Annotated in this window: 26 protein-coding genes and 1 pseudogene; 16 read left to right on the top strand and 11 right to left on the bottom strand. The window is 35.8% G+C overall.

The features are described 5' to 3' along the window. Nucleotides 1–53: 53 nt before the first annotated feature. Nucleotides 54–941, bottom strand: a complete 888-nt coding sequence (locus SH601_RS10980; protein WP_319958345.1) for a LysR family transcriptional regulator — start codon at nt 939–941, stop codon at nt 54–56. Nucleotides 942–1,117: 176 nt separating this feature from the next. Between SH601_RS10980 and SH601_RS10975 the strand changes: the two genes are divergently transcribed. From SH601_RS10975 to SH601_RS10955, 5 genes are all read left to right on the top strand, one after another. Beyond that, the gene (locus SH601_RS10975; protein WP_319958344.1) at nt 1,118–2,197 is read left to right on the top strand and encodes an ABC transporter substrate-binding protein; all 1,080 of its coding nucleotides are present in this window, start codon (nt 1,118–1,120) and stop codon (nt 2,195–2,197) included. A gap of 25 nt (nt 2,198–2,222) precedes the next feature. Next, nucleotides 2,223–3,944 (top strand): ABC transporter permease, encoded by a 1,722-nt coding sequence (locus SH601_RS10970; protein WP_319958343.1) that lies wholly within the window; start codon nt 2,223–2,225, stop codon nt 3,942–3,944. Further along, entirely contained in the window at nt 3,937–5,046 is a 1,110-nt protein-coding gene (locus SH601_RS10965; RefSeq protein ID WP_319958342.1) for an ABC transporter ATP-binding protein, read from the top strand. Before SH601_RS10970 ends, SH601_RS10965 begins: the two co-directional genes overlap by 8 nt. Then, nucleotides 5,039–5,665 (top strand): metallophosphoesterase family protein, encoded by a 627-nt coding sequence (locus SH601_RS10960; protein WP_319958341.1) that lies wholly within the window; start codon nt 5,039–5,041, stop codon nt 5,663–5,665. The genes SH601_RS10965 and SH601_RS10960 overlap by 8 nt, the downstream gene beginning before the upstream one ends. Nucleotides 5,666–5,793: 128 nt before the next feature. Further along, nucleotides 5,794–6,165 carry an iron chaperone gene (locus tag SH601_RS10955; RefSeq protein ID WP_319958340.1) on the top strand — a complete coding sequence of 124 codons (372 nt, stop codon included), beginning with the start codon at nt 5,794–5,796 and terminating at the stop codon, nt 6,163–6,165. Between the two features lie 27 nt (nt 6,166–6,192). Here the strand turns inward: SH601_RS10955 and SH601_RS10950 are convergent, their stop codons facing one another. From SH601_RS10950 to SH601_RS10915, 8 genes are all read right to left on the bottom strand, one after another. Further along, complete coding sequence (locus SH601_RS10950; RefSeq protein WP_319958339.1) at nt 6,193–6,939, bottom strand: glycerophosphodiester phosphodiesterase; 747 nt, start codon at nt 6,937–6,939, stop codon at nt 6,193–6,195. A 71-nt stretch (nt 6,940–7,010) separates the two neighbouring features. Further along, on the bottom strand, nt 7,011–8,405 hold the full coding sequence (locus tag SH601_RS10945) for an ABC transporter substrate-binding protein (RefSeq protein WP_319958338.1): 1,395 nt from the start codon (nt 8,403–8,405) through the stop codon (nt 7,011–7,013). Between the two features lie 22 nt (nt 8,406–8,427). After that, the gene (locus SH601_RS10940) at nt 8,428–9,246 is read right to left on the bottom strand and encodes a carbohydrate ABC transporter permease (RefSeq protein WP_319958337.1); all 819 of its coding nucleotides are present in this window, start codon (nt 9,244–9,246) and stop codon (nt 8,428–8,430) included. Continuing rightward, on the bottom strand, nt 9,243–10,181 hold the full coding sequence (locus SH601_RS10935; protein WP_319958336.1) for a carbohydrate ABC transporter permease: 939 nt from the start codon (nt 10,179–10,181) through the stop codon (nt 9,243–9,245). Before SH601_RS10935 ends, SH601_RS10940 begins: the two co-directional genes overlap by 4 nt. After that, nucleotides 10,178–11,293 (bottom strand): ABC transporter ATP-binding protein, encoded by a 1,116-nt coding sequence (locus SH601_RS10930; RefSeq protein ID WP_319958335.1) that lies wholly within the window; start codon nt 11,291–11,293, stop codon nt 10,178–10,180. The genes SH601_RS10935 and SH601_RS10930 overlap by 4 nt, the downstream gene beginning before the upstream one ends. A 145-nt stretch (nt 11,294–11,438) precedes the next feature. Beyond that, nucleotides 11,439–11,600 (bottom strand): LrgB family protein, encoded by a 162-nt coding sequence (locus SH601_RS10925; protein ID WP_483401982.1) that lies wholly within the window; start codon nt 11,598–11,600, stop codon nt 11,439–11,441. Continuing rightward, nucleotides 11,558–11,662, bottom strand: coding sequence for a hypothetical protein (locus SH601_RS10920; RefSeq protein ID WP_319958334.1), 105 nt, complete (start codon nt 11,660–11,662; stop codon nt 11,558–11,560). The genes SH601_RS10925 and SH601_RS10920 overlap by 43 nt, the downstream gene beginning before the upstream one ends. A 308-nt stretch (nt 11,663–11,970) precedes the next feature. Then, nucleotides 11,971–12,789: a TrmB family transcriptional regulator gene (locus SH601_RS10915; RefSeq protein ID WP_319958377.1), complete on the bottom strand. Its 819-nt coding sequence runs from the start codon at nt 12,787–12,789 to the stop codon at nt 11,971–11,973. 516 nt (nt 12,790–13,305) lie between these two features. Between SH601_RS10915 and SH601_RS10910 the strand changes: the two genes are divergently transcribed. Continuing rightward, nucleotides 13,306–14,352, top strand: a complete 1,047-nt coding sequence (locus tag SH601_RS10910; RefSeq protein WP_319958333.1) for a Glu/Leu/Phe/Val dehydrogenase dimerization domain-containing protein — start codon at nt 13,306–13,308, stop codon at nt 14,350–14,352. Between the two features lie 158 nt (nt 14,353–14,510). Continuing rightward, nucleotides 14,511–15,801, top strand: a pseudogene (locus SH601_RS10905) (DUF1565 domain-containing protein); the annotation flags it as partial. A 68-nt stretch (nt 15,802–15,869) separates the two neighbouring features. On the opposite strand, the gene SH601_RS10900 reads toward SH601_RS10905, so the two are convergent. Both SH601_RS10900 and SH601_RS10895 read right to left on the bottom strand, forming a co-directional pair. Continuing rightward, on the bottom strand, nt 15,870–16,430 hold the full coding sequence (locus SH601_RS10900) for a TetR/AcrR family transcriptional regulator (RefSeq protein ID WP_319958332.1): 561 nt from the start codon (nt 16,428–16,430) through the stop codon (nt 15,870–15,872). After that, nucleotides 16,430–17,605 carry an MFS transporter gene (locus SH601_RS10895; protein ID WP_319958331.1) on the bottom strand — a complete coding sequence of 392 codons (1,176 nt, stop codon included), beginning with the start codon at nt 17,603–17,605 and terminating at the stop codon, nt 16,430–16,432. The genes SH601_RS10900 and SH601_RS10895 overlap by 1 nt, the downstream gene beginning before the upstream one ends. 197 nt (nt 17,606–17,802) lie before the next feature. Here SH601_RS10895 and SH601_RS10890 point away from each other — a divergent pair, with 197 nt between their 5' ends. From SH601_RS10890 to SH601_RS10850, 9 genes are all read left to right on the top strand, one after another. Further along, on the top strand, nt 17,803–18,279 hold the full coding sequence (locus SH601_RS10890; RefSeq protein ID WP_319958330.1) for a GNAT family N-acetyltransferase: 477 nt from the start codon (nt 17,803–17,805) through the stop codon (nt 18,277–18,279). A 258-nt stretch (nt 18,280–18,537) separates the two neighbouring features. After that, nucleotides 18,538–19,206: a response regulator transcription factor gene (locus SH601_RS10885; protein WP_319958329.1), complete on the top strand. Its 669-nt coding sequence runs from the start codon at nt 18,538–18,540 to the stop codon at nt 19,204–19,206. Next, nucleotides 19,203–20,564: a sensor histidine kinase gene (locus SH601_RS10880; protein ID WP_319958328.1), complete on the top strand. Its 1,362-nt coding sequence runs from the start codon at nt 19,203–19,205 to the stop codon at nt 20,562–20,564. The genes SH601_RS10885 and SH601_RS10880 overlap by 4 nt, the downstream gene beginning before the upstream one ends. A gap of 134 nt (nt 20,565–20,698) precedes the next feature. Next, nucleotides 20,699–21,610 carry an ABC transporter ATP-binding protein gene (locus SH601_RS10875; RefSeq protein WP_319958327.1) on the top strand — a complete coding sequence of 304 codons (912 nt, stop codon included), beginning with the start codon at nt 20,699–20,701 and terminating at the stop codon, nt 21,608–21,610. Continuing rightward, a complete protein-coding gene (locus SH601_RS10870) occupies nt 21,607–22,317 on the top strand; it encodes an ABC transporter permease (RefSeq protein WP_319958326.1) in 711 nt (236 codons plus the stop codon). The genes SH601_RS10875 and SH601_RS10870 overlap by 4 nt, the downstream gene beginning before the upstream one ends. Beyond that, on the top strand, nt 22,318–23,049 hold the full coding sequence (locus SH601_RS10865; RefSeq protein WP_319958325.1) for an ABC transporter permease: 732 nt from the start codon (nt 22,318–22,320) through the stop codon (nt 23,047–23,049). Nucleotides 23,050–23,075: 26 nt separating this feature from the next. Then, nucleotides 23,076–24,335 (top strand): erythromycin esterase family protein, encoded by a 1,260-nt coding sequence (locus SH601_RS10860; protein ID WP_319958324.1) that lies wholly within the window; start codon nt 23,076–23,078, stop codon nt 24,333–24,335. Between the two features lie 88 nt (nt 24,336–24,423). Continuing rightward, nucleotides 24,424–24,942 carry a GNAT family N-acetyltransferase gene (locus SH601_RS10855; RefSeq protein WP_319958323.1) on the top strand — a complete coding sequence of 173 codons (519 nt, stop codon included), beginning with the start codon at nt 24,424–24,426 and terminating at the stop codon, nt 24,940–24,942. A 256-nt stretch (nt 24,943–25,198) separates the two neighbouring features. Then, the gene (locus tag SH601_RS10850; RefSeq protein WP_319958322.1) at nt 25,199–26,482 is read left to right on the top strand and encodes an MFS transporter; all 1,284 of its coding nucleotides are present in this window, start codon (nt 25,199–25,201) and stop codon (nt 26,480–26,482) included. The last annotated feature ends 164 nt before the right edge of the window (nt 26,483–26,646 follow it).

The following is a 26,646-nucleotide window of genomic DNA, read 5'->3' as shown; positions in this document are numbered from 1 at the left end:
GACTATAGTTATGAGGGTTTTTAGTTTGTATACAAAATATTAATTTACCTGTCTTAAAGATTGTTTTTTAGCATGTGTAAGAAACTTTCCATAATTGGAGTGATTATTTGTTTTTTATGATAGGTAATGTATATATGCCTATTTAGTTGAAATGCAGGAAGTGCTCGGCTAACAAGCTCTCCTTTTCTTTTTTCCTCCTTAAAACAGCTCTCCGATACAATAGCCATTCCTAGTTCATTTTTGACAGCCTCTTTCATCGTTTCCGTTGATGACAATTCCATCAATTCCTTTAAGCAAATATTATTTTCACTTATCCATTCATCTATTAATTTTCGGGAAATAGACCCTTTTTCATGAAGGATAAAAGGTTGATTGCTAAAGTCTTTGACGGTTAGATTTCGTTTTTTTGTTAATGGATCGTTCGGATGAAGGATTAATTGAAGATCATCCTTCAAGAGTTTTTCTGCAACAATATCTTTATCCATTAAATCGCTATGGGAGACAATCGCCATATCGATTTCAAAATTTTTAATTTTTTCCAGTAGAATGGGTGCTGGTTTTACTTCGACAGAAAGATAAGCATCAGAGTGATTTTGTTTGAAGTCCCTTAAGGTTGGAAGAATCATGTATGTAGCGGGCGTATATGTGGAACCTAACAAAAGACTTCCAGATCGTTTCTCCGAATATTCCCCCATTAAGCGATTTGTTTTATCAACCAACATTAATATTTGCTTTGCCTGTTGATAGAGAATAGTACCTTCATTCGTCAGGGCTAGTGTTTTACTATAATTGGATTTAAATAAAGGAAAAGGATACTGCTGTTCTAGCTTTTTTATATGGAAATGAACGGTGGGCTGCTGGATATTTAAGTGTTCTGCAACCTTACGCAATGTTTTTAATTCCACGATAGAGACAAAAATAGTTAGTTGCTGTATATTCATTGATTTCTCATCCCCTAACATACTAAGTTACTAATTTAATATTAGATTTTATCTAATTTTTATTCAATAAATTTGATGATATTTAATGCTTTCTTTACATTCAGTTAAAAGTATGTTGATAACCGTTTGTTACGATGATCTAGAGATAACAGAGAAAAACTCTAGGAGGGAACAAAATGTACGTGAGAATGATGAAACTATGCATAGTATTTGTTGCAATAAGTAGTGTCTTATTGATAGCGGCATGTGGTAATTCGGAGTCAAAATCAGCGAAAGGAGAGACGAGTGATAAAGTAGAACAAGGTGAAATAGAAGATAACAGTTCTAATGATCCATTAGTTTTGTATGCCAATGATTTAACAGATTATATTGCAGATATGTTTGAAGAAAATACCGGCTACAAGATGGAAGTAGTTCATGGTGGTGGTGGTGAAATTTTGTCTCGTATGGAAGCGGAACAAGGTAATCCACAATGGGATGTAGTATGGACTGGGGCAATGAGTTCTTTTAATGGATTTGCGGAAAGAGGCTTCTTTTATGAAGGATTTGAACCAGAAAACCTGCAATACATGACTGATGAAAGATTGGCACTATTGCCTGAGAATAATGCGTATTTTCCTATGAGCATCCATGCAGCAGCACTTATCGCCTATAATACGGAACTAATAGATAAAGAAAAAGTTCCGAAAAGTTGGGAAGAGTTTTTGAGCTATGAAGGTAATATTGCAATGGCAGACCCTGCAGTTGCAGCACCTGCCTATCCTGTTGTTTCATACATTTTTTATAAAAATGGGTTAGAGGAAACCAAAGATAAATTTCAAAAACTATTTGGGGAAGGTCGTCTAAAAGTATTCCCTAAAAATGGCCCACTTGGACAAGCTCTTGTTAACGGTGATGCAGAGGTTGCAGCATTACAAGAACATAATGCATATGAGCTTAAAAACAGTGGAGAGTCTATAGATTTCATTTGGCCAGAAGATGGAGCAGCAGGTTCTGTCAGAGCAGTTGGGATCAGTAAAGATACAGATAAATTGGAAGCAGCTGAAGCATTTGTAGAATTTATGCTAGATCCTGAAACACAAACAGCACTTGCGGCGATTGATGATAGAGATAGTTTATTTTCTCCTTTTGCCAAGGGAGCTATTCCAGATCCAATTCGTGATCCAGATCCTTACATCGAACTTCCGGATATCGAATGGGCAAGTGAGCATGAAGCAGAGATAAAAGAGTGGTTTGCTGATCAGGCTATTCAATAAGTAGATAAACGGAGTGAAGTACGTTATGTACAAAATGATAAGATCCATCAAATCAATTAATCCTTTAGGAGCAGGTATCACCCTGCTTCTGTTCCTTTTAATTTTACTGCCGTTATTAGCGGTTATCCTACAAATAATATATCCTGGTTTTTTCTTCGGTGAAAGAGTTTATGAGGGGTTTGGCTTACTATTAGAGCTGTTTGAACGACCACTATGGAAAGCGTCTCTTATCAACTCACTAATACTAGCAACAGGTACGGCTTTTCTTGGAACATTTATCGGCGGAACTCTTGCAATAGTGAGAGCGAGCTGGAAGTTTACGTTAGCTAGATTAATAGACATTACTGCGTGGGTGCTGCTTATCATGCCTTCCTTTATTATTGCTCAAGGCTGGGTACTATTTGCCAACAGTAACGGATTGATTAATCAATGGCTTGGAATCTCATGGATATCTGATCTGATCTTTCAACCTGCTGGGCTTATCCTAGTTATGTCCTTAAGTAAATTTTCTTTAGCTTATTTAGCGGTTCAATCTGCTTTAGAATGGAATGTTTTACATTATGTAGAGGCAGCTCGTCTAAATGGGGCAAATGCCTTTGGTGCATTACATACGGTTCGGCTCCCGTTATTATTACCTGCTTTTGTAGCAGGTTGGTCGCTTGTATTCATGGAAACTATTGGTGATTTTGGTTTGCCTGCTGCGCTATCGACAGTATATCGTTTTCCAACTCTACCATACACCATATATTCAGCCATTAATATGTCTCCTACTCGCTTTGATCTAGCAGGGGTACTTTCTTTTTATCTTGTTGTCATTATTATACTAGCATTACTAGTATTGTTTTTGGCTATGAAAAAATCACGTTACGATTTTTTAAACAATCGTGCAATTAAGCTTCAACCAAAAAGAGTAAAGTGGCACCCCTTTCTTTCATTAATAAGCATTGTTTTTGTAGTAATTGTTCTTGGGATTCCAATCGGATCGAGTGTTTTAGTATCTTTTATGTCAACGATGTATGGTGGTTTAGCATGGGATAATTTCACTTTGCAATATTACATAGAAGCATTAACAAATGAAACTTTTTTAGCCAGTTTACAAAATTCATTAAAAATATCTGGTACCGCTGCTTTGTGCAGTGTAATTATTGGTTTCATTGTATCTTTTGTTATCTATTTTACTAGGTTTCACTTAAAAGGGCTTATTAATATGATTTCACTGATATCACTAGCTGTTCCAGGAATTGTACTCAGTGTCGGATATATATTTATTTGGAATCAAAGTTGGTTGGAGAAGATTAACATGAACTTATACGGCACACCATCTATTGTTGTACTTGCAGCAGTTGCTGGAGCTATTCCTTTTGCTGTCAGACTTCAAATTGGAGCATTTTCTAGTATATCGGAATCAGTACTACAAGCAGCAGCGTTACAAGGAGCTAGCCTTAAAGAACAAATGTACACGATTGTATTACCTTTCGTTCGTAGCGCATTAGTTATCTCATTTATCGCAAGCTTCGGAACAGGTGTATTTGACTTGGCTGTCGCTACAATGCTTCATCCGCCAAACTATCATTTACTACCTGTAACAATTAGTGAAGCTTTTGAACAATCAAACTATGGGTTTTCTACATCTACAACGGTAATTAGCGGTTTAATTGTAGTTGCTATCATGCTTATGATTGATAAAACAAGCAGTTTGATATTTTATTTGAAAGACAGAAAAAAGGAGTCGTTTATAAATGAGTAGTATTTTATCAGTAGAACATGTAAGTAAAGCATATGGTAATGTACTTGCTTTAGATAATGTATCTTTTTCCTTGAATGAAGGGGAGGTTGTCAGTATATTAGGCCCATCTGGCTGTGGTAAATCCACATTGCTCCAAGCAATCGCAGGCTTACTTAAACCGACGGATGGGCAAATTATTATCGATAATCAAAAAGTTTCCGATCGCCATACGATGCTATCACCAGATAAAAGACCAGTTAATATGGTTTTTCAAGATTATGCACTTTGGCCACATATGAACGTATATGAAAACATTGCATATGGTTTAAAAAGACGAAAAAACTATACGAAAAAAAGGAAGGAGAAGGTAGAGTATTTATTAAATAAATTGCAATTGAATGGGCTTGCCCAAAGAATGGTTTCCCACCTTTCAGGTGGACAGCAACAAAGAGTTGGTATAGCCAGAGCATTAGCAACGGAACCAAAGATACTATTAATGGATGAACCATTATCAAATTTAGATATAAAACTACGACTGCAAATGAGAAATGAGCTAGCTATCCTTTTAAAAGAACTACATACAACAGTTGTACATGTCACCCATGATCCCATGGAGGCGTTCGCTTTGGCTGATAAACTGTTAGTTATTCGTGCAGGTAAATTAGAGCAATATGGCCCTAAAGAAAATGTATTCAATATGCCAGAAACGGAATGGGTAGCACAATTGCTTGGCTATACTAATCGGTTAGCTATAGAAAAACAACAGTTGGAAATAGATGGGGATCATAGAGGATCAATCCAATGGAAAGGGCAAATCATTCAGGGGAAATATACAAGCAGTGAAAAGGAAGATGCAGGTCAATGGAAGGTTATTGTTCATCCAGATGATGTGAAACTAGTTAATCCAAACGACACATCGGTTGACCGTGAAGGAGTAAATAGTATTCGAGCAAGAGTCAAACATATTGTTTTTCAAGGGCTATCATGGCAAGTAATTTTAGATACTGAGGATAATGAGGATTTCTCATTTGTTGTGGATCAACCTTTACACGTAAGGGATGAAGTATCCATTTGCTTTCCAGTTAATCGTACATTTATATTTAAGGAAGAAAACATTGGCTAGAAAACTGGTGATATCTGATATTCATGGTCATGGCCAACAATTGCTTTCTTTGCTGGATAAAGCAAAGTATTATCCTTCGAGTGATCAGTTAATTCTTTTAGGGGATTATATACATAAGGGCCCTGACTCTAAAAAAACAGTAAAAATTGTACGTCAACTATATGAAAATGGAGCAATTGCTCTAAGAGGTAACCATGAACAACGAGAAATAGATCAATATATGAGTAAGAGTATGTGTGCCTTTTCCAAAAAAGATATTCACTTCTTTCATCAACTGCGACTATATTATGAGGATGAAGAGTATATATATGTTCATGCAGGGATTCGACCAAACATTCCATTGAATAGACAAAAGCCTGAAGATATACTTTCCATTAGAAATGTGTTTGCGAGTCAACGTCTTCATACAAATAAAAAAGTAATATTTGGCCACACACCAACGTTCCGATTAGGAAGTGCCCATGATATTTGGATTTGTAGTGATAAAATAGGTATTGATACAGGTGCAGCACATGGTGGTAAGTTATCTTTAGTAGATTTAACGAATAAATTAGTTTACAGTCATTCGCTATCTCCATTATCGACTATTGATGTGAAGAATTTTTCTTTGGAAGTATAATAATCGTAATCATTTGTCTTGTGCGATGATTCTAGCAGCTCCCCTTAGGAAATTATTATGTTAAAATGAAAATAGATTATTGTATTAACATAAACGTCAAATGATAGATTGGTTTAGGAGGTGTCTACATGGAAGTTTTTGCAGATTTTTTGTCAAAGATCGAAAATTCACAGCATAGGAAACGAATGGAAGAACTATTCGACTGGATTCAGGAGCAATTCCCTACTTTAGAACCGGTCATAAAGTGGAATCAACCAATGTACACGGATCATGGCACATTTATTATCGGTTTCAGTGTAGCGAAACATCATATGTCTGTTGCACCAGAGCAACCAGGAATAACACGTTTTACAGATCAAATAGAAGAGGCGGGTTATGATTATACGAAAGAGTTAATTCGTATTAAATGGAATAGCTCCGTTGACTACGATTTGTTAGAGGAAATAATTGCATTCAATATCATGGATAAGGCAGATTGCTCTACTTTTTGGCGTAAATAACAATCGTGCATAAACCTCTGACTGTTGTCAGAGGTTTTGTTTTTTCAATTTAACAGCTTTTTCGGGATAATCTGTAATAATCGTATTAACACCCATCTTTAATAATTGTAGGATCTCTTCCTCATCATTGACAGTCCACACTCGTGTTTTGGTATATAAGTCTTGGAAAAGTTTGTGTGTATCTTGTAATAGTAAATCTTTTGCAACATGCAAGCTCTCGAAATCAAATGTTTGTATATAATCTTGTGGATTAGATATTGGGCTAAATAATAGTAAGGCGATGTCTGCGTCAGGATCGATTCCTTTCATGCGTATTAAACTAGGTAAATGAAAGGAAGAATATACAATCTTTCGGTTTTCTCCATATTCATTGACAACGGAGAATAGTTTTTCCTCAATACCTGGATATGTATAAATATAGGTTTTTAATTCGATATTTAGCGCTATATCTGTTCCGCTTAGTAATTGTAATACTTCCGCTAAGGTTGGCACACGTTCTTTATCCCATGTTGTATCGTACTTATTAAAATGGGGAAAACGCTTACCAGCGCTATACTGTTTTATTTCTTCCAATGTTAAATCTTTTATTTGTCCATGTCCATCTGTCGTTCTGTCTAATGCTTCATCATGAATAACGATCACTTCGCCATCCTTTGTTAAATGTACATCAAGCTCTAATCCATCTGCACCTTCCTCCAGTGCTGCTTGAAAGCTTCGTAAGGTATTCTCAGGATATTTTCCTTTACTTCCGCGATGTCCAAAAATTTTTGTCACTGCTAGCACATCCTTTCAAATCATAAGAAAAGTAACCAGCGGAGAGAGCCCCGCTGGTAGGTAACTTGTCATTATTCACCACGAGCTGTATTGGCGTTTTCGATTGCTTGGTTAAATTGCTCTACTGCAGTTTGATAGGCATCATCTACATTACCACCATTATAAACCGTTTCTAAAGCTGTTTCCATAATTCGTCGTCCTTCTGGAATCATATCCATAATCGCCCCTTGTGTTGCGTAAGAAGACTCAGTAGACTGTAACTGGTCTACTGTTACTTTGAATTGTGGCAAGTCTTCATATGTTTCTTGCACGATTGGTTCGTCATATGCATCAGGATTAATAGCAAAGTATCCTGTCCCTACATGCCATTCAGCTTGAATTTCTGGTGTTTGAAGATACTTCATGAATTCCCAAGCAGCATCTTTTTCCGCTTGGTCATTATCATCAACCATCCATAAACTAGCTCCACCGATGACTACGCCTTCTCGTTCAACATTTTCTGGGTGTGGCAGGAATGCAACACCTACTTCGAAGTCCGCTTGATCAACTACTCCTCGAGCACTTGCAGAAGACTGTAGGAACATAGCAACATCTTCAGCAAGAAAGCCTGCGACCATATCATCCCCATTTGTGCCATAGTTGGCAAATGTATCATCATTAATCATGTTTTCAACCCATTGGAAAATAGATTTACCTTGTTCATCTGAAAAGCCGATTTCTGTCGGTGTATCACTACGCCCATTATCATTATTCATCAATAGTGCACCTTGGTTAGCTAATAGTTGTTCAAATAACCATCCATATGCTTGTAATGCAAAGCCATTCATATCCGGATTGTTTTCTTTAATTTGTTTACTAGCGGCCTCCACTTCTTCATAAGTTGCTGGCGGGTTTTCCGGATCTAAACCAGCAGCTTCAAAGGCATCCTTGTTATAATACATAACTGGTGTGGAAGAGTTAAATGGCATAGAATAGAATTGATCATCAATTTTGTAATAGTTAATAATATTTTCCTCTAAGTCTGACATATTATATCCATCATTATCTACATAGTTTTGGATTGGTTCAATTTGTCCACTGTTTACCATAGACATTGTTCCAATCTCAAATACTTGTATCATTGTTGGTGCTTCGTCTGTACCTGCGATAGTATGGAATTTTGTCAAGGCTTCATCATATGTACCTTGATATTCCGCATTAACTTGAATTTCATCTTGAGAATGGTTAAAGTTATCCACGATTTCTTCCAATGCTTCTTCTAAAGCACCACCCATTGCATGCCAAAATGTCACTACCTGCTTTTCATCAGAAGCGGCTTCATCATTCGTATTTGCCTCATCGCTTGTAGAGTCAGTCTCTTCTTCGTTATTATTTCCATCTTCATTAGCATCTGCATCATCGGAGCTACAAGCTACAGTCACCATTGCGAATAACATAAATAGTAAGCCAATTAACCATTTTTTCATTGAAAACACTCCTCCAGAATTTTTATTTTAGCGCGCCTTCTGCAAGACCTTTTTGCAATTTCTTCTGACCTAAAAATAGTAGGATTAATGTAGGGAGGACAACAATGATTGCTCCTGCCATAATCACCCCCCATTCATTTAACTGTTCTTGTGTTTGCAACTGACGTAACCCTATTTGTACCGTTCGTGTTGTTTCGGTAGTTGTAGCAAGTAAGGGCCATAAGTACATATTCCAGGACGTTAAAAAACCGTAAACCCCCAAAGTTACTAAACTAGTACGGGCCATTGGTAGAACTACTGTTAAGAAGAATTTGAAATCACCCATCCCTGCTACTTCACTTGCTTCTTTTAATTCTTTTGGAATTTGTTTAAATGCTTGACGTAATAAAAATGTACCAAAAGCTAAAGCGAAAAATGGTAGTGTTAAACCGATATAGGAATTAATCCAACCTAAATCTCGGATCGTTTGAAAGTTAGGAATGATGGATGCTTCAAAAGGTACCATCATCGTCGCAATAAAGATGAAGAACAGTACATCTCGTCCTTTAAATTTAAGGAAGACAAATGCATAAGCAGCTAAACTGGATAAGACTAATTGTCCAATCATAATAACGATGGAGATAATAAAACTATTTAATAGAAATCGAAGTAGCGGAACACGCTCAAATACAGTTACATAATTATCTAGTGTGAAAGAAGGCGGAAGAATTTTTCCGGACATCACATCTTGACCAAGCATAAAACTCATCGAAAAGGCGATAAGTGCCGGGGCAAAGATGACAAAGGCAGATACAATTAATAGTAGGTAAAAGATAACCTTTTGATGTGTAGGTATTGTCATTGATAATGCACCTTCTTTTCACCGAGCTTAAATTGAATGAGTGTTAGAATCAAAATAATAACGAAAAGGACAACAGCTTGGGCACTGGCCACACCATGCTGGTAATTCATAAAGGCGTCTTGGTAAATGGAATAAACGATGACATTGGTTTCATTTTGTGGTCCACCACGAGTGAGCATATCCACTTGTCCAAAGGTTTGAAATGCACTGATAAAGGAAACAGTAATAACAAAAAATAATGTAGGTGATAGCATTGGAATCGTGATTCTTCTTAGTTTATAGAAGTAACTTGCCCCGTCGATATCGGCACTTTCATATAAATAAGAATCAATTGATTGTAGACCACCTAATAAGATTAGAAAGGTAAAGCCCGTGTTCATCCAAATAGTAGATATCGCAACAGAGATTAAAGCCGAGTTAGGGTCTGTTAGCCAACCAATTGCATCAATACCAAATACAGCTAGAATTTGATTTAACCAACCGATCGACGGATGAAATAAAAACATCCAAAAAACAGATGCAGCTGCAACAGAAATTCCCATTGTGGAGGAAAATATGGTTCGAAAAATCCCGATCCCTTTTAATTTTTCATTAGCAAGTATCGCTAGAAATAAACTAACAAGGATAGTACCAGGGACCGTATAGAGCACGAATAAAAAGGTAACCTGAAAGCTTTTCACAAATAATGGAGAGGTGAAAATGTTGATATAATTATTAAGTCCAACATAGACAGTGGTAGCACCACTACTATCAGTCAGAAAAAAACTTAAATAAATGGTTTTAAATAAAGGATAGAAAAGAAAAACACTAAATAAAATGATAGAAGGTAGTAAAAAAAGCAAACCTTTTAACAAAGATTTTGTTCTATGTGCTTTTTTTGCTTTGGCAAATTTTTGTGCATATTGTTCTTCTAATTGCAAGGCAGCTTGATTCATACAATCACTTCCTCTTGCTCTGTTGTTGTGATTGTTGCAGGTTTAATTAGTTCTGTCGTTTTTGTGCTAAAAAAGCTAATGTGGTCAATTGAAATATTGATAGGAACCATATCACCTACGGACACTTTCCATTGTCCTAACCATTTTGCTGTCCAAATCTGGCTACCAACTTCAAAGGTTAGCAATGTTTCATTACCTAACTGTTCAACATTGATGACTTCTAGTGAATGTGCGTTACGATTTTCTTTTCCATTGAGGAGGTGTTCAGCACGAATGCCTACTGTTAAGTCTTGATGTTCTGTCAATCTACTAAGCAAAGAAGAGGAGATTGGTATATGTATAGAATCTTCGATGAGGAGTTGTTGTCCTTGGACTACAGCTTTCCCTAAATTGATCTTTGGCGATCCAATAAAAGAAGCGACAAATAAATTAGCAGGTTGATTATATAGTGTAATAGGATCGCCGACTTGTTGAATCTTACCGTCATTTAGTACCATAATACGATCACCCATTGTCATGGCTTCTACTTGATCGTGTGTAACGTAAATCATAGTAAGACCGAGCTTCTTTTGTAACCGTCTTATCTCTATTCGCATATGTGCACGTAATTTTGCGTCCAGGTTGGATAGAGGTTCATCCATTAAACAAAGCGGTGCATGACTAACGACAGATCTTGCTAAAGCTACACGTTGTCGTTGACCACCAGATAACTGTTTAGGTTTTCTTTTTAACAGTTCAGACAGCCCCATCATTTCAGCTGTCTCTGTTAGACGTTGCTGCTGCTCTTGTTTGCTGACTTTCTTTGCCTGTAAACCAAATAAAATATTTTGCTCAACTGTTAAATGTGGATATAATGCGTAGTTTTGGAAGACCATCGATAGGTTGCGATCCTTTGGCTGTAGATGGTTGACAACTTTATCATTAATTTTTAGAATACCACCACTAATATCCTCCAGACCAGCAATCATACGTAATAACGTACTTTTCCCTGATCCAGATGGTCCTACAAGTACAAAAAACTCCCCTTGCTCAATTTCTAGGTTAATTCCATCTAATACATTGTATTGGTTATCATAGGATTTTGCCAATTCCTGCATTTTCACAAGGTTCACAGTGATTACCTCCTATTTCAGACTACAAACATTAAACCATATTTCGTGAATGAATAAAGGATATTTTACAAAAATCAACATAATTATCACGCTAGCTTAATAAATCTAACATTAGATTAATAACGTCGAAATTTTGGGAAATCGCTTAGTTAAATAATAGAGGGATAAAAGGAGCTATAAAGGAGCCGATGATTGCTGTTAAGACCATAGTTACCGTACCAATTGAACTACTCATTTTACTATGTTCCAATGCTTTAGCACCACCTATTGCTTGTGAGGAAGTTCCAAGTCCGATTCCAATCCCAATGTCACTTTTTCTGGAATGATTTTGCATGTTAATGCGATAAACAGTAAAATAATGCCAATCATACTTCCGGAAATAGGAAGGTGTAAAAGTTCCTGTAGCCATTCACCAATCAATAAAAAAGGAATAATAATCCAATTTTAACAGTGGTTTTGACATATTTCATTAATCCATTTTCACCACCATATGTTTATTTAATAATAGTAATAGTAATTATAATAATAACTACGTAAAAAATCCCGAATAATGACGGTTCGCAAAATGCTGAACCGTTTGTTGGATCGTATAAAGTTGCCTTTAGTAGTTAGTCTAATACTTGCATTTTTCTCCGGTAATAGGTATGTAAGTAAATCTGACAAACAGAAAAAACGACTCATTTATATTTGAGTCGTTTTCCTGTTACGATATGTGTTAAATCAAGGTTGCTTTGCCATAAGCTATTTACTTTTTCAGAACCGAATGATTTCGTTATCTCTCCGTACATAATATCATGTCGCATATATTCCATTGCTACTAAGACAAGGGCGGGGTCTTTTGTTTTGATAGCCCAGGCATCCGAGCCGTTAGGAGAGAAATTAGCGATCATTACTTCGCTATTATCAATTGCTAAAATCGTAAGATGTCCATTCGTTCGTTCCTCTGCAATATCAATTGCCATATAATCATGGTGGAGTGTAACACCCATTTCAATATCTATTTTCCCGAATAACACAGAGAAGACATGGACGCCATCTGCAATCCGTTTATCTACTGTTTCTTTCAACTGTGAAACTTGTGGCTCCCAAGCGGATATCCATAATTCACTCTCAGCAGTATGGAGCATTTCTATCATTTCAGCAATGATACGGTCTTGTGCGTGTATTCGCCAAATGACATCTGCTTCTTGGTCACTATCAAGTGATGTTAAATTTTCCTCTAAATAGTCGAACGAGTCCTCAAATTCCTTTCGCAACCGTTCAATTAAATTTTTAGCAGGGAGAGGCGTATATTTTACCGGTTCAGATGGTGTTGTAAAAACAGCACCCTTAGCCATCAATTTCCCAAGCACTTCATAAATCATCGATCTTGGAACACCTGTCCGCTTGCTGAGCTCATATCCAGTAACAGGTGCGTTCTTTAATAAGCCCACATATGCTTGACACTCGTATTTTGAAAATCCGAATCGTTGTAGTTCGTGATAAAGTTTATCCATAACACCATTCTTTCTTTTTATGATAATATATTTATCACGGTGCATGAGTCCGTAACATCCCCACTTCAAGATTCGAGTTAAAACAAAGAAGCTAAGTGTGCGATAAACGGACGCTAACGCCCTGATAAGTTTCGCTAACAATTAGTGGGAGTCAAAAACTCCCACTGATTGAAGTCTTACTTTATACTAACTATACCAAAAAGTGATTCATTTGCCATAACTAATTCTACCAGTTTTAATAGATAAAATAAGGTAGGTTAGATTATTTGTCAGAAAATAGTCAAAATTTAAACATATTTAGAGTTTTGTTAGATTACCTTACAAGTGGTTAGAAATGGCAGGAAATATTGGTTAATATAGTTTTTGTGTTGCATTTAAGTTGAAAACATATATTTTTTTTGGTTAAATTTTAGTAGTTATATATATAACTGCCAAAAGAATGCAATGTTCTACTTATTTTTTTAACTTAAAAAAGAGATAATAGTAAATAGAACATAATTAAGGAGATGGAATTGCATGATTTTTGATAAATTAGCGCAATATGATTACGAGCAATTAGTTTTTTGCCAAGATGAAGAAACTGGTTTGAAGGCGATTATAGCTATCCATGATACAACATTAGGACCATCATTAGGTGGATTAAGAATATGGCCATATCAATCTGATGAAGAGGCGATTATCGACGTATTGAGATTATCAAGAGGGATGACATATAAATCTGCTATTTCTGATTTAAACCTTGGTGGAGGAAAAGCGGTTATCATTGGTGATCCGAAAGAAATAAAAAGTGAAGAGTTATTCCGAACTTTCGGTAGATTTATTGAAGGCTTGAATGGTCGCTATATTACAGGTGAAGATGTCGGATCTACTGTAGAGGATATGGAGACAATTAGAAAAGAAACAAAATATGCAACAGGTGTATCACCTGAGCTTGGTGGATGTGGTAACCCATCACCATTTACTGCGCATGGTGTATATAAAGGAATTAAATCTGCAGCATTAAAAGCATTTGGTACAGATGATTTAACAGGAAAAACAATCGCTGTACAAGGTGTCGGAAATGTAGCATACAATCTATGTCGTAAGTTGCATGAAGACGGAGCAAATTTAGTTGTTTCCGACATTAATAAAGATAACGTACAAAAAGCGGTAACAGAATTCGGTGCAACAGAAGTAGATGTTGATGCTATTTATGATGTGGATTGTGATATCTTTGCTCCATGTGCAATGGGTGCAAGTATTAATGATGATACAATCGCCCGCTTAAAAGCAAAAGTAGTTGCAGGTGCGGCGAATAATCAATTAAAAGATGCACGACACGGTGAATTACTTCAAGAAAAAGGTATTGTGTATGCTCCGGATTATGTAGTTAATGCAGGTGGTATCATTGCCATTGAAGATGCATTGCACGGGTTTGAACACGAACGCGCAATGGAAAAAATTGATGCTATCTATGATAAGGTACAACAAATTTTCGAATATGCAGAAAAAGAAAATGTTGCAACAAACATTGCGGCTGATAGACTAGCGGAAGAGAGAATTCGTAAAGCTAAGGAAGCTTAATAGCCGCTGGAAGGCAACGTATAAAAAGTAGAAGAATACTAGGATAGGAAATGATATACGAACCTCTTATCTTATATAGTTAACTTTCTTTTCCATTTATACATCTGTTCACTTATAATGAAGTGAGCAGATGTTTTTTTGTTTGGAGGAGGAATATCATGAAAAAAATAGTAGCAATCCTAGTTGTAGTTGCTGCCATTGTTTTTTTTGCGTTCAGTAGTGTAAGTGCCAATAAGGATAAAACGATATATGTATCTGTAAATGGTAATGATCAAAATGAAGGGACGAAATCAGCCCCTTTTCGCACACTAAAAAAAGCAGCTTCTGAAGCGGAAGCAGGAACGACTGTGTTCATTCGAGAAGGGACATATGAGGAACAGCTTGTCGTAAACAATAGTGGAACGGAATTACAGCCGGTCCTATTTCGTCCATACCAAAAGGAAAAAGTGGTCCTTAGTGGGGAGAAGCTAGAGAGCACAGAAGGTGATACAGCCTTAATTATGATAAATGATAAAGACTATATTACAATTAATGGTCTGACGATACAGGATCTAACAACAGATTTAGCCGATGAAACCGTTATGGGGATTTATGTAACTGGTTCAAGCAACCATATAACTTTAGAGAATAACCATGTTCACCACATAGAAACATACGCAGATGATGGAAATGCCCATGGGATCGCCGTTTATGGTACAGATGAAATGAAAGATATTAATATTTTGTCTAATACAGTGGAGGATTTAAAGCTTGGTTCTAGTGAATCTGTGGTACTTAATGGAAATATTGACGGTTTTAAAGTAGAGAACAATTTAGTGCGGAGAAACAATAATATTGGTATTGATCTGATTGGATATGAAGGCGTAGCGAATGATGAAAAAAAGGATTTTGTCCGTAATGGAGTGGTAATAGATAATGAAGTGTACGGAATATCATCTTTTGGAAATCCTGCCTATGGAGACGAATATGCTGCGGGGGGGGATTTATGTGGATGGTGGAAAAGATATAATCATTAAGCAAAATAAAGTAAATGATAGTGACATCGGAATAGAAGCAACTTCAGAGCATGCCAATAAATATGCTGAGAATATTAGTATTATTGATAATGAGGTATCCCGTAATTTTTATACAGGAATTGCAATCGGCGGATATGATGAAAAAAGAGGTGGCACGAGGAACTCTTTAATATCTCAAAATATTCTATACAAAAATGACACGAAAGGGCTAGACGGCGGACAACTGCTATTACAGCATGATGTTAACACCAATGTAATCGAAGAAAATAATATGACGGTAGGACCATCACAAATATTTGTGGCAAACTATTTTACGACAAATAAAGATAATGAATTGAATCGGAATGTATACCATGATGAACAAGGAATAAAGGGGATATGGATTTGGAAAGATATTGAGTATACCTCTTTTCAAGAATTTAAAGCAGCCTCTGGTAGCAAAAAATAGTGACCCTGGTTACTTACGTTGAAGTGTAAGTAACCAGGTTGATATTTTTTCTGTCAGTTTGTTATTCCTCTCCAAAAAATATCGAAAGAAATATTTAAGGCATGTTCATAAGCTTTCATATTCTCATAAACAAGCTGTGTGATTAGGCCGTCTAATAATGTGATAAAGCCTGTTACACAATCAGATAAATTATATTTAATTTCTGCTCTTTCTAGTACGTTACTAATTTCTTGCTTTAGCACATGCATATATGTGTGATATTTTGCTATCGTAATATCAATCAAATCTACGGGTGCTTTATAGGACATTTCTTGTAAGAAGACAGCGTTAGGTTTTGAGTAAAAGCGTAATTGAGTCTCTTTTAAAAATTGATAAAGCGACTCTTTAGCTGTTTTTTCTGTTATTTCATTAAAAAATGTACGAATGAATTGATTTTCTTCCTCCACAGCTGAAGAAAAAGCATCCATTAATAATTCTTTCTTCGATGGATAGTGGTAAGAGAGAGATTGCTTTCTAATCCCTAGTTCTTCCGCTATATGAGCCATTTTCACACCTTCATATCCGTAAGCATTGAAATGCTTTACTGCAACATGCTTAATCTCTTCCTTTTTCATTATGAAGCCACCTTTTTCGTTCTTCTCTTATTGATCATAATTAAAATATACATGATTAAGAATAAAAGATAAACGAAGATGGCTACAACATAGATAAAGCCATAGGACATACTTATTGCTAGTGAACCAAATATTAAGGATCCACTACCGATTCCTAAGTCAAAGAAGTTGAAAAAGGATGCCATTGCATACTCACTTTCCCCTTCTTCAACTAAGTTAATACACCATGTTTGAATGGCAGGGAAGATAGCACCAAATCCGAACCCATAGAAAATTGCGGCAATATAAAACATCCAATCATGTTGTGCGAAATATAAAAAGCCAAATCCGATGATAGATAATATGGCTCCCGGTATTAAGATAATAGTCGGTCCATGTAAATCAAATAATCTCCCTGATATTAAACGAACAAGAAAACTTGCTGCGGCAATCAAGAAGAAGAATAGGCCCACATGATTAAAGCCTTTCTCGACAGCGTAAAGAGACAGAAACGACATGATTCCGGATGCAGCAATTCCTAATAGTAAAACTAAGAGGGAAGGTGCTAGTACTCTCTTATCGAATAATTTTACTTTCATTTTTGCTACATCACTTGATGCATCAACTTTTGGTCGTTTCACCATAACTACTGATAGTATCGCTAACAGGAGTACGGACATGCCACCAATGAACAATTGTTGAAAATCAAACCATTCTAAGATCATAATCCCAATCATCGGACCAACAGAGATTGCAATTGTTTCACCGACTCCAAAATAGCCAATGCCTTCTCCTCGGCGTTCTTTTGGCACGATTTCTGCAGCAATTGTGGCGAAGTAAGTGGAAGCCAGTCCAAATCCTGCCCCATGAATTAAGCGGATGATAAACAATATAGTGACGTCACTGGACACATAATAAGCCCCTGTTGCAAGTGCATTGATTAATATCCCAATAATTAAAAGGTATTTCTTGTCCATTAATTGCAGTAAAATACCTGCAAAAGGACGGATAAGAATTGCAGATACCATAAATAAACCTGTTACAAGCCCAACATCAAAAGAACTTCCTCCTATATCAACAACAAAAAGCGGTAAGGTTGGTAAGAGCATCTCAAATATCATAAACAATAGCGCGTTAGCTACTGTAATAAAAATAAAAGACAACGACCATAAAGGCGTTTTTGTATTAGTATTCATTTTCTTTCACCTCATTAAAATTTAGTCAATGAAAGGTAGTTTATCTGACTTAAGTCAGAATGTCAATGGTTATTTATGTTTTGCAAGAATTTTAACTGACTTTGGTAAGGGGTTTGCTAATCAGTCTACTGTTATGTAAGATAGAAGGATATAATTTGTATGAAAAGGCATTTTTGTAAATAATGAGGGGGATAAGAATGAAAAAAACAACATCTATCAAACTACTCCATTTTTCAACGGAACACATGGATGACTTGAGCTCTTTTACATTACCAAAAGAACAAGCACAATTTACGGCATTGCCAATCAATTATAAAGAAGTAACAGAGGGGCAATATCGAATCGTAATACATAATGAAGCAGTACCTGTCGGTTTTTTCTTATTACACGCGACAGAACGAGTAAAAGAATACTCTGATAATCCTCATGCAATGCTATTAACTGCATTATCTATTAACCAAACACAACAAGGAAAAGGTTATGCAAAGCAAGCAATGTCATTACTAAAAGCGTTTGTGAAAAAGGAATTTCCTAATTGTAGTGAGATTGTTTTAGCGGTGAACCACAAAAATATCGCGGCCGATCGACTTTATAGAAAAGTGGGATTTCAAGATACAGGAAAAAGAAAAACTGGTCGCATTGGTGAGCAGTTGATAATGAGTTTGATGTTGTAAATGCATATGGGGAATCTGGCGATCATTTTCTTCTACTTGAACTATTCCGTTCTAGAGGTGAAGCAAGAAAAAGGATGGAAAACAGAGGAATAATCATTTTAAAGTAAAGACTACGCTGATTAAGAACACGGAGATGAGAGCAACTCCGTGTTCTTTGATCTTAACTTACATAAGAAGATCATTTTTGGAAAGTAACATAACCATTTCTAAAATATGTTAAAATATAACCAGTCATTTTTCGGGAATGGGGGAGACAAAATGTTCCGTATATTATACATAGAGGATGAGTCTGAAATAGGTAGTTGGATTTCCGAAGTATTACAGGAAAACGGATATGATGTTGTATGGCTTACCTCTGGTGATCAATTAGAAAAATATCTATCGTCAGTAGATATAGCGATTTTAGATGTGATGTTACCTGGATTAGATGGTTTTTCAATTGGAAAGCGTATTAAACGGGAAAGAACAGACTTACCTGTTATTATGTTATCGGCTCGCACAGCTGTAGAGGATAAGCTGGAAGGACTTAGCTTTGCTGATGATTATATGACGAAACCATTTCATCCAGAAGAGTTAGTAGCGAGAATAGAAGTTATGCTTAGAAGGTTCCAAAAAAATGAAGAAGTATTACAGATTCAACATCTAGAAATATTTCCAAAAGAGATGCGAATTATGAATAATGATGCAAACAATGAAATTCAGTTAACAGGAAAACAATATCAGTTGTTTCAATATTTTCTTCGACATATTAATCAAATTCTTACAAAAGAACAGCTTTATGAAGGTGTATGGGAAGAGGCATATATAGAAGGTGATAAAACCTTAATGGTACATATTCGTTATTTACGTCAGAAGATTGAAATCAATCCTGCCAAGCCAACTATTATTGAAACAGTTCGAGGTATTGGCTATCGGGTGAGAGCATGAAAAAATTCTTTCGTTCACTATTAGCTAAATATATGCTTATTATCATTTTAGCACTATCTTTCGTACAAATAGCTTTTCTATTCGTTGTGTTATTAGTAGCAGGAGTAGCGATGAATATAGAGAATAGTTATACGTCTGATGAAGAAGATTACGCTCAAATAGAGGAAAACTGGCATAAAGACGCGAATGAACTAGAAACGGAAGCAGATATTTCCCATCATTTTTCTAAATGGCATAACCAATATCCGGATGCTTCAATGTTTTGGGTGGATCAGACTGGTGTACTACGTCAAACTACTGGAGAAATAGCTGATTTACCTGAAGTATGGACACCAACGGATACAGCGAAATTCATAAAGGAAAGGTATGGTGCGAATCCTTTTACTGTCCTTGCCTTCGTAGGTGAAGAAGACGCAAATGGTTTTGTTGTATTTGAAATTAATCGTGATACTTTTCTGCCGCCCATACAAGTAGTTATGAACCAATTCGGTTATTGGTTACTTCTCGGACCGTTTTCTCTTGTCTTGCTTTTTATTTTTATGTCTTTTTTGTTCTTTCGAGGTATCCGTAAACGTCTATTACAATTACAAGAGGCAATGGAAATACGAGATGTGGATGAATTGCCGATTAAAATAGAAGTGAAAAAATTAGATGAAATCGGTCAGTTGGAACAAACATTTAATCAAATGGTACAAGAATTAAGGGTAAGTAAGAAACGAGAGGAAGAAGAAGAACAACTAAGGAGGGAATTAATAGCGAACTTATCACATGATCTCAGGACACCTCTTACGAAAATAAATGCACAGACATTTAAGATAGCGAAGCAGGATATATCTGGAGAGGTAAAACAATCCATTGATGGACTGGAATCATCTGTGTCGGAATTTGACAAGCTAATCGAAAATTTAATGTCCTATACACTATTGATGGCGAGTAAATATAAGTTAGATTTACAAGACGTCGATATTGACCGATTGGTTAGAGAGAATATTGCTACATGGTATCCTGTATTTGAAAAAGAAGCTTTCGAAATAAATGTGGAGTTACAACCGTTACATGATAATATATGGCATCTCGATCCAATGTGGCTAAGACGGATATTGGATAACTTGTTACAAAACGTATTGCGACACGCAAAAGATGGAGCTTATATAGAAGTGAGAACGGAATCAATAGATGGTTATGATCTGATTATTGTCAGAGATAAAGGTAGTGGAATGACAGAAACTTCTAACGATAAAGGTGCAGGTATTGGATTATCAATCGTTGATATGATGGTTAAGGAATTGCAACTAGAGTGGGAGGTCCAATCTGGTAGTGATGGAACGACTATTATAATCAAAAAAAGTATCGAATAGGATAAAACAAAATAATAGTAGCTGTAAGGTGGTCTTTAAAAGGAGATCACCTTATTTAATTTAAACAAAATTTAACCTTCACCTATACCTGTCTTTAACCTTAACTATTTAAGATGGTTAATGAGGTGATCAGAATGGAATATATTGTTCAAACAAATAATCTGACAAAAAAATTCGGAAAAGAACTCGTAGTAAATGGAATTAGCATGCAAATTCCTAAGGGAGAAGTATATGGTTTTCTTGGACCGAATGGTGCTGGTAAATCAACAACCATTCGTATGATGTTAGGACTAATGAAACCTACATCAGGCAATGTCGAAATATTTGGGAAGGACTTAAAGAATGAGCGAATTAATATTCTGAAAAAAGTGGGATCACTAGTAGAAAACCCTTCCTATTATCCGCATCTTACTGCAAATGAAAATCTAGAAGCAATTAGAAAAATAGTAGGAGTTCCAAAAGCTAGATTGGAAGAGGTTTTACGTATTGTCCGTTTGCAAGATGTAGCAAATAAAAAGGTGAAAGGTTTTTCATTAGGGATGAAGCAACGATTAGGTATTGCTACTTCTCTCTTGAATAATCCAGAACTGTTGATATTAGATGAACCAACAAATGGTTTAGACCCTTCTGGAATTATTGAAATCAGAGAGTTAATTAAAAATCTATCAAGAGAATATGGCATGACGATATTAATCTCTAGTCACTTATTAGCGGAAATAGATCAAATTGCGACAACAGTTGGGATTGTGAATAAAGGTAAAATGATTTTTCAGGATTCTATTGAAAAAATGCGTATGCTTGCCCAACAACAAGTTATTTTGAGAGTGAGTCAGCATAAAGAGGCCTGGCGTGTGTTATTAGCAAACGGCATAAAGACAGAATTAGCACAAGGTGCTATTTTTCTAGAAGACGGTTCTGATCACCATGTAGCTGAAGCTGTTCGCTTGCTTGTGCAACAGAATATTTCTATTTACCGTGTTGAAGATGATAGGAAATCATTAGAAGATATCTTCCTACAAATGACGAAGGAGGAGTTTGTTAAATGATGTTGCAATTGTTACAAGCAGATTTGTTGAAAATAAAGCGAAAGGGTATGTGGTTTTTAGCTGTATTAGGACCAGTCGGCGTTGTCGCATTGCAAATGGTTAACTATGGGGTCAGAAAGGATTATTTATTGCAACAAAACAATGATTATTGGGGGAGCTATTTACTCAATACCAGTGCTTTTACGCCACTAGCTATTGTATTGGGGATTGCAATACTGACCTCTTTTATAGCGAGTATTGAAAATGAGACAAATGCATGGAAGCAGTTGATTGCCTTGCCAATATCAAAAATGGCTGTATATTTGTCTAAATTTATTGTGTTATCTTTCATGTTATTTGTTTCGTCCTGTTTACTGATGGTATTTACATTAGCATTTGGTTTGTTATTGAACTTTGATCAAGAGATTCCTTTTCTAATGCTATTACAATATAGTTTCTTTCCTTTTTTAGCTGCATTACCGGTTTTGGCACTGCAATTATGGGTTGCCACAGTCAGTAAAAATCAAGGTATTCCAATTACAACAGGGGTTTTAGGAGTTATTTTAGCTTATTCCGCCTTTTTTTTACCAGATTGGATGATTTGGAAATGGCCAACATTAGTGAATGAATGGGATAACCCTGTTATAAATGTGTGGCTAGGCTTAAGTATAGGCTGTTTACTATATATGATGGGAATGTTTGATTTTACACGAAGGGATGTGAAGTAGATGCTCGCGCTTTTACACTCGGAATGGTTTAAATTGAGTAAATCGAAAATAATATTTCTATTATTTGTTGGTCCGTTGGTTGGCTTGTTTGGTGGGTTAGCAGGAAACTTACTAAATGTAGGAGAGCAAATGAATCAGTGGTACATTCCCTTACTTTCGATGAATTTGACATATGCCATATTATTTTTACCACTAATCACAGGTGTTTTAGCAAGTATCATCTGTCGATACGAGCATCAAGAAGGTGGCTGGAAACAGTTATTAGCTTTACCTGTAACAAGAGGGAAGGTTTTTCTGAGTAAATATATACTGCTAGTTGTTTTAGTTTTATTTATTCAAATTCTCTACTTAGGAGCAATTTATGCTGTTGGGATAATTAAAGGCTATACAGATCCATTTCCATTAACTATTGTTTGGAAAAGTGTTGTAGGTGGATGGATAGCGACAATGCCATTAATAGCTTTACAACTTTGGCTATCGATTTTATTTAAAAGCTTTGCCGCTCCTTTTGCTGTAAATGTTGTTTTTACCTTGCCAGCTTTATTAGTGGTCAATTCGGAGCGATTCGGGCCGTTCTATCCATGGGCACAACCATTTTCCATGATGTATATCGGTGGAAGCACAGATGATGTCTTCTTTGTTCCATATGATCAACTATTGATTGTTGTAGGAGGAAGCTTTCTCGTCTTTTTCCTTTGTGGATATATTTATTTTCAAAGAAAACAAGTTTGATGTGAGTATTATGGGGAGGCTATTGGATGTTTAAAAAGATTTATTTGTTTGCTATTTTTAATTTTATAATAGTAGCATTAGTGGGTTGTGGACAAGGTGAACCGATAGAGAGTGCAGACCAATACGTAGAACAGGTGGATCAATTATTTGTACCAGATGATGTAAAAATAATAGGATTAGGTGAAGCAACACATGGAAATGCAGAATTTCAACATTTGAAGCAAGATGTATTCGAAGCTTTAATACACAATGAAAATGTTCAAGTTTTCGTGTTAGAGGCAGATTTTGGTAGTGGTCAGACAGTAAACCAATTTATCTTACAAGGTAAGGGTACTGCTCATAAGGTAGTAAAAGCACTAAATTATGATATTTATAATACGGAACAAATGGTTGCATTTGTTCAGTGGATGCATGATTATAACGAATCTGCAAGCGATGATCAAAAAATATATTTTTATGGAAATGACATGCAAAGATATGACCAAAGCAAGAAAGGTTTACTAAATTATTATGAAATGGTAGAAGAGGAATTAGCTGCTGAATACGAGGCATTACTTGAGGGTGCTTCTAATGATAGAATGCGTGAATTAACAGATGATGAGCTATCTAATTTAAATGAAATAATAGAAGAAATCATGGCGGATTTACAGAGAAATAGGGAAGAGTATATCCGTTTAACTCAAGAAGAAGAGTATGAACTTGCTTCTCAATACGCTAAAGTGATGCATCAACGGACTACCTTATTCTTGAATGAAGACCGATATACCCATCTTCGTGACCAGTACTTAGCAGAAAATCTAGAGTGGATCGCTGATTACGAACAAGCTCGTGGACATGATAAGGTACTTATGTCTGGCCATAACGGTCATATTGAAAAAACTTCTGCTACGGCGACGGATTCCAAGTCGATGGGTAGCTATCTCAATGAACAATATGGCTCACAATATTACGCGATAGGAACAGATATTATTAATAGTGAATTTCAGTCTAAAAAAGGTAACACTGATGAACGAGAAATATTTACGGTGACGAATCATAATGAGCTAGTGGATGCATTTAGTGAAGTGGAGCAGAATATATTTTTTGTCGATTTTGAACAAGCAAGTCAATCAGGAGCATTACAGACAATATTGTCGAATGAGCAAAAAATGACGAATATCGGTGATCAATTTAGTTCATGGTATAAATTATTAAAGATGTTCTATACCATTAAAATGACTCCAATAAAAGCATATGATGGGATTATTATAGTGAAAGAGGCTACTCCAACAGAAGAAATCTCTTAGTTGTAAGGAAAGGTATCAAATGCATAGCACTATGTGTTATAATTTACCAATAAAAAAAACAAACGTTACGCCATAAGGAGAAAAAGCAATGGATTTAAAGATAGAACAATTGCAATACGATGATGCGGAAAAGCTTCTAGCGTTTGAGTTGGAAAATAGGGATTTCTTTGAAGAGATGGTACCAAGTCGAGGGGATGAATATTATAAGGTGGATATTTTTAATAAGCAGCTTCAAAATCTACTGGATGAGCAAGTAGAAGGATTATCCTATTATCATTTAATAAAAAGTAAAGAAGGTACTATCTTAGGAAGAATCAACTTGGTAGATATTGATCATTCTCAACAATTAGGTCATGTTGGTTATCGAGTAGGAAAAGCTTATACAGGCAGTGGAATTGCTAGTGAAGCATTACGTTTGTTAATAGAATCAATGAGCAAACAAGGGATAAGAAAGTTATTAGCTAAAACGACAACCAATAATATCGCCTCACAAAAAATATTAACAAGAAACGGTTTTGAACAGGTAACGACAGATACAGAGGAATTCGAGATGAATGGTCAAACTGTTAAGTTTATTTATTTTAGGAAAAGTATCGTAACTATCTAATAGACTACGAGAAATGAACAAAATAGCATATAAGATACCATCAAGTGAACAAAATAATTCATTATGTCGATTTTATCCGGTTATTGCTCGCGTATAGACAGATAGTCAAGATGTTTCTTCCGACATAATAGGACAATATTTTTTCATGTGAAACATTTTTTGTAGAAAAATCTTAATTTTCTGTAAATTTTATGGTGATATAATCCTTTCACTAGAATGTTTTAGTAAAATAGTCTAGTAGAGGATGGTGAAAAGGATGAAGAAGTTTACGAAGCAAGAAACAAGCTGGATGTACTATGATTGGGCAAGTAACGCTTTTTCTGTAATCATTACAACTGCTATTTTTCCTATTTACTATAAAGCGCAAGCATCCATGGCAGGAATTGATGGAGCAGATTCAACAGCATATCTTGGTTATACGATTGCTATTTTTACCTTTATATTAGCTATTATTGGACCGATATTGGGAACTATTGCAGATTATGAAGGTTATAAAAAAAGGTTTTTCACCAGTTTTTTACTTTTAGGTCTATTTTCTACATTTGCTCTAGTTTTTGTGCCTGAGGGAGAATGGCTATTGTTACTTGTTTTTTACACATTAGCGTCACTTGGACTGACAGGTGCGAATTTATTTTACGATGCATTTATAGTAGATATAACGGATAATAAGCGGATGAATAAGGTATCAGCAAGAGGGTTTGGTTATGGCTATATTGGTGGGGCAATCCCGTTCGTTATTAGTGTAGCAGTTATTTTACTTGCTCAACAAGAGATTATCTCTATCTCTAGTACTACCGCAAGCAAAATAGCTTTCTTCATTGTCGTTATTTGGTGGGCACTCTTCTCCATTCCACTTCTGAAAAATGTTAAACAAGTGTATGGTGTTAAACGTGACGCAAAGCCGATCCGTGCTAGTTTTCGCAAATTAAAGGAAACAGTCACACATATTCGTGAGTATAAATATTTAACGATTTTTCTAATAGCTTATTTCTTCTACATAGATGGGGTAGGGACGATTATCTCCATGTCCACTGCATATGGAACAGATGTTGGAGTAGATGCGACAGTACTATTGATTGTTTTATTTGTGACACAAGTAGTAGCAGCACCTTTTGCCTTGCTTTATGGACGTCTAGCGGATCGATTCTCCGCTAAACTCATGCTAAATGTAGGAATTATGGTATATATTATTGTTTGTATATACGGTTATTTTCTCGAAACTGCACTCGACTTTTGGATACTCGCTATGCTAGTAGCAACCTCTCAAGGTGGATTACAAGCATTAAGTAGATCATACTTTGCCAAATTAGTACCAAAGCATAAATCAAATGAATTCTTCGGGTTTTATAATATTTTTGGTAAATTTGCGTCTGTAACGGGACCGTTATTAGTAGGGGTAACTTCCCAAATCACCGGAAAATCTAATGCAGGTGTTTTAAGTTTAATTGTTTTATTTGTCATAGGTCTCGTCGTGTTAATCTTTGTACCGTCAGATAAAAAGTTAAAAACGGCTGGCCAACAAAATAGTACTGCTGTATAAAGTGAGGTTTTGATCAGAGAGAGCTTTAGACTTTCGCTGATTGTTAGCGAAGCTTATCAGGAAGTTGGCGTCCGTTTATCCCCACTTAGCTTCTTTGTTAAAACTAGAATCTTGAAGTGAGGATTACTTAAGTTTACAACATTATAAAAATAACATGTCCTTGA

Origin of the sequence: Gracilibacillus pellucidus, assembly GCF_033949965.1 — a bacterium.
In the GTDB taxonomy this organism is placed as follows: domain Bacteria; phylum Bacillota; class Bacilli; order Bacillales; family Amphibacillaceae; genus Gracilibacillus; species Gracilibacillus pellucidus.
Note: the sequence above shows the minus strand (reverse complement) of the source record. Positions and strands in the feature narration are given on the sequence as shown.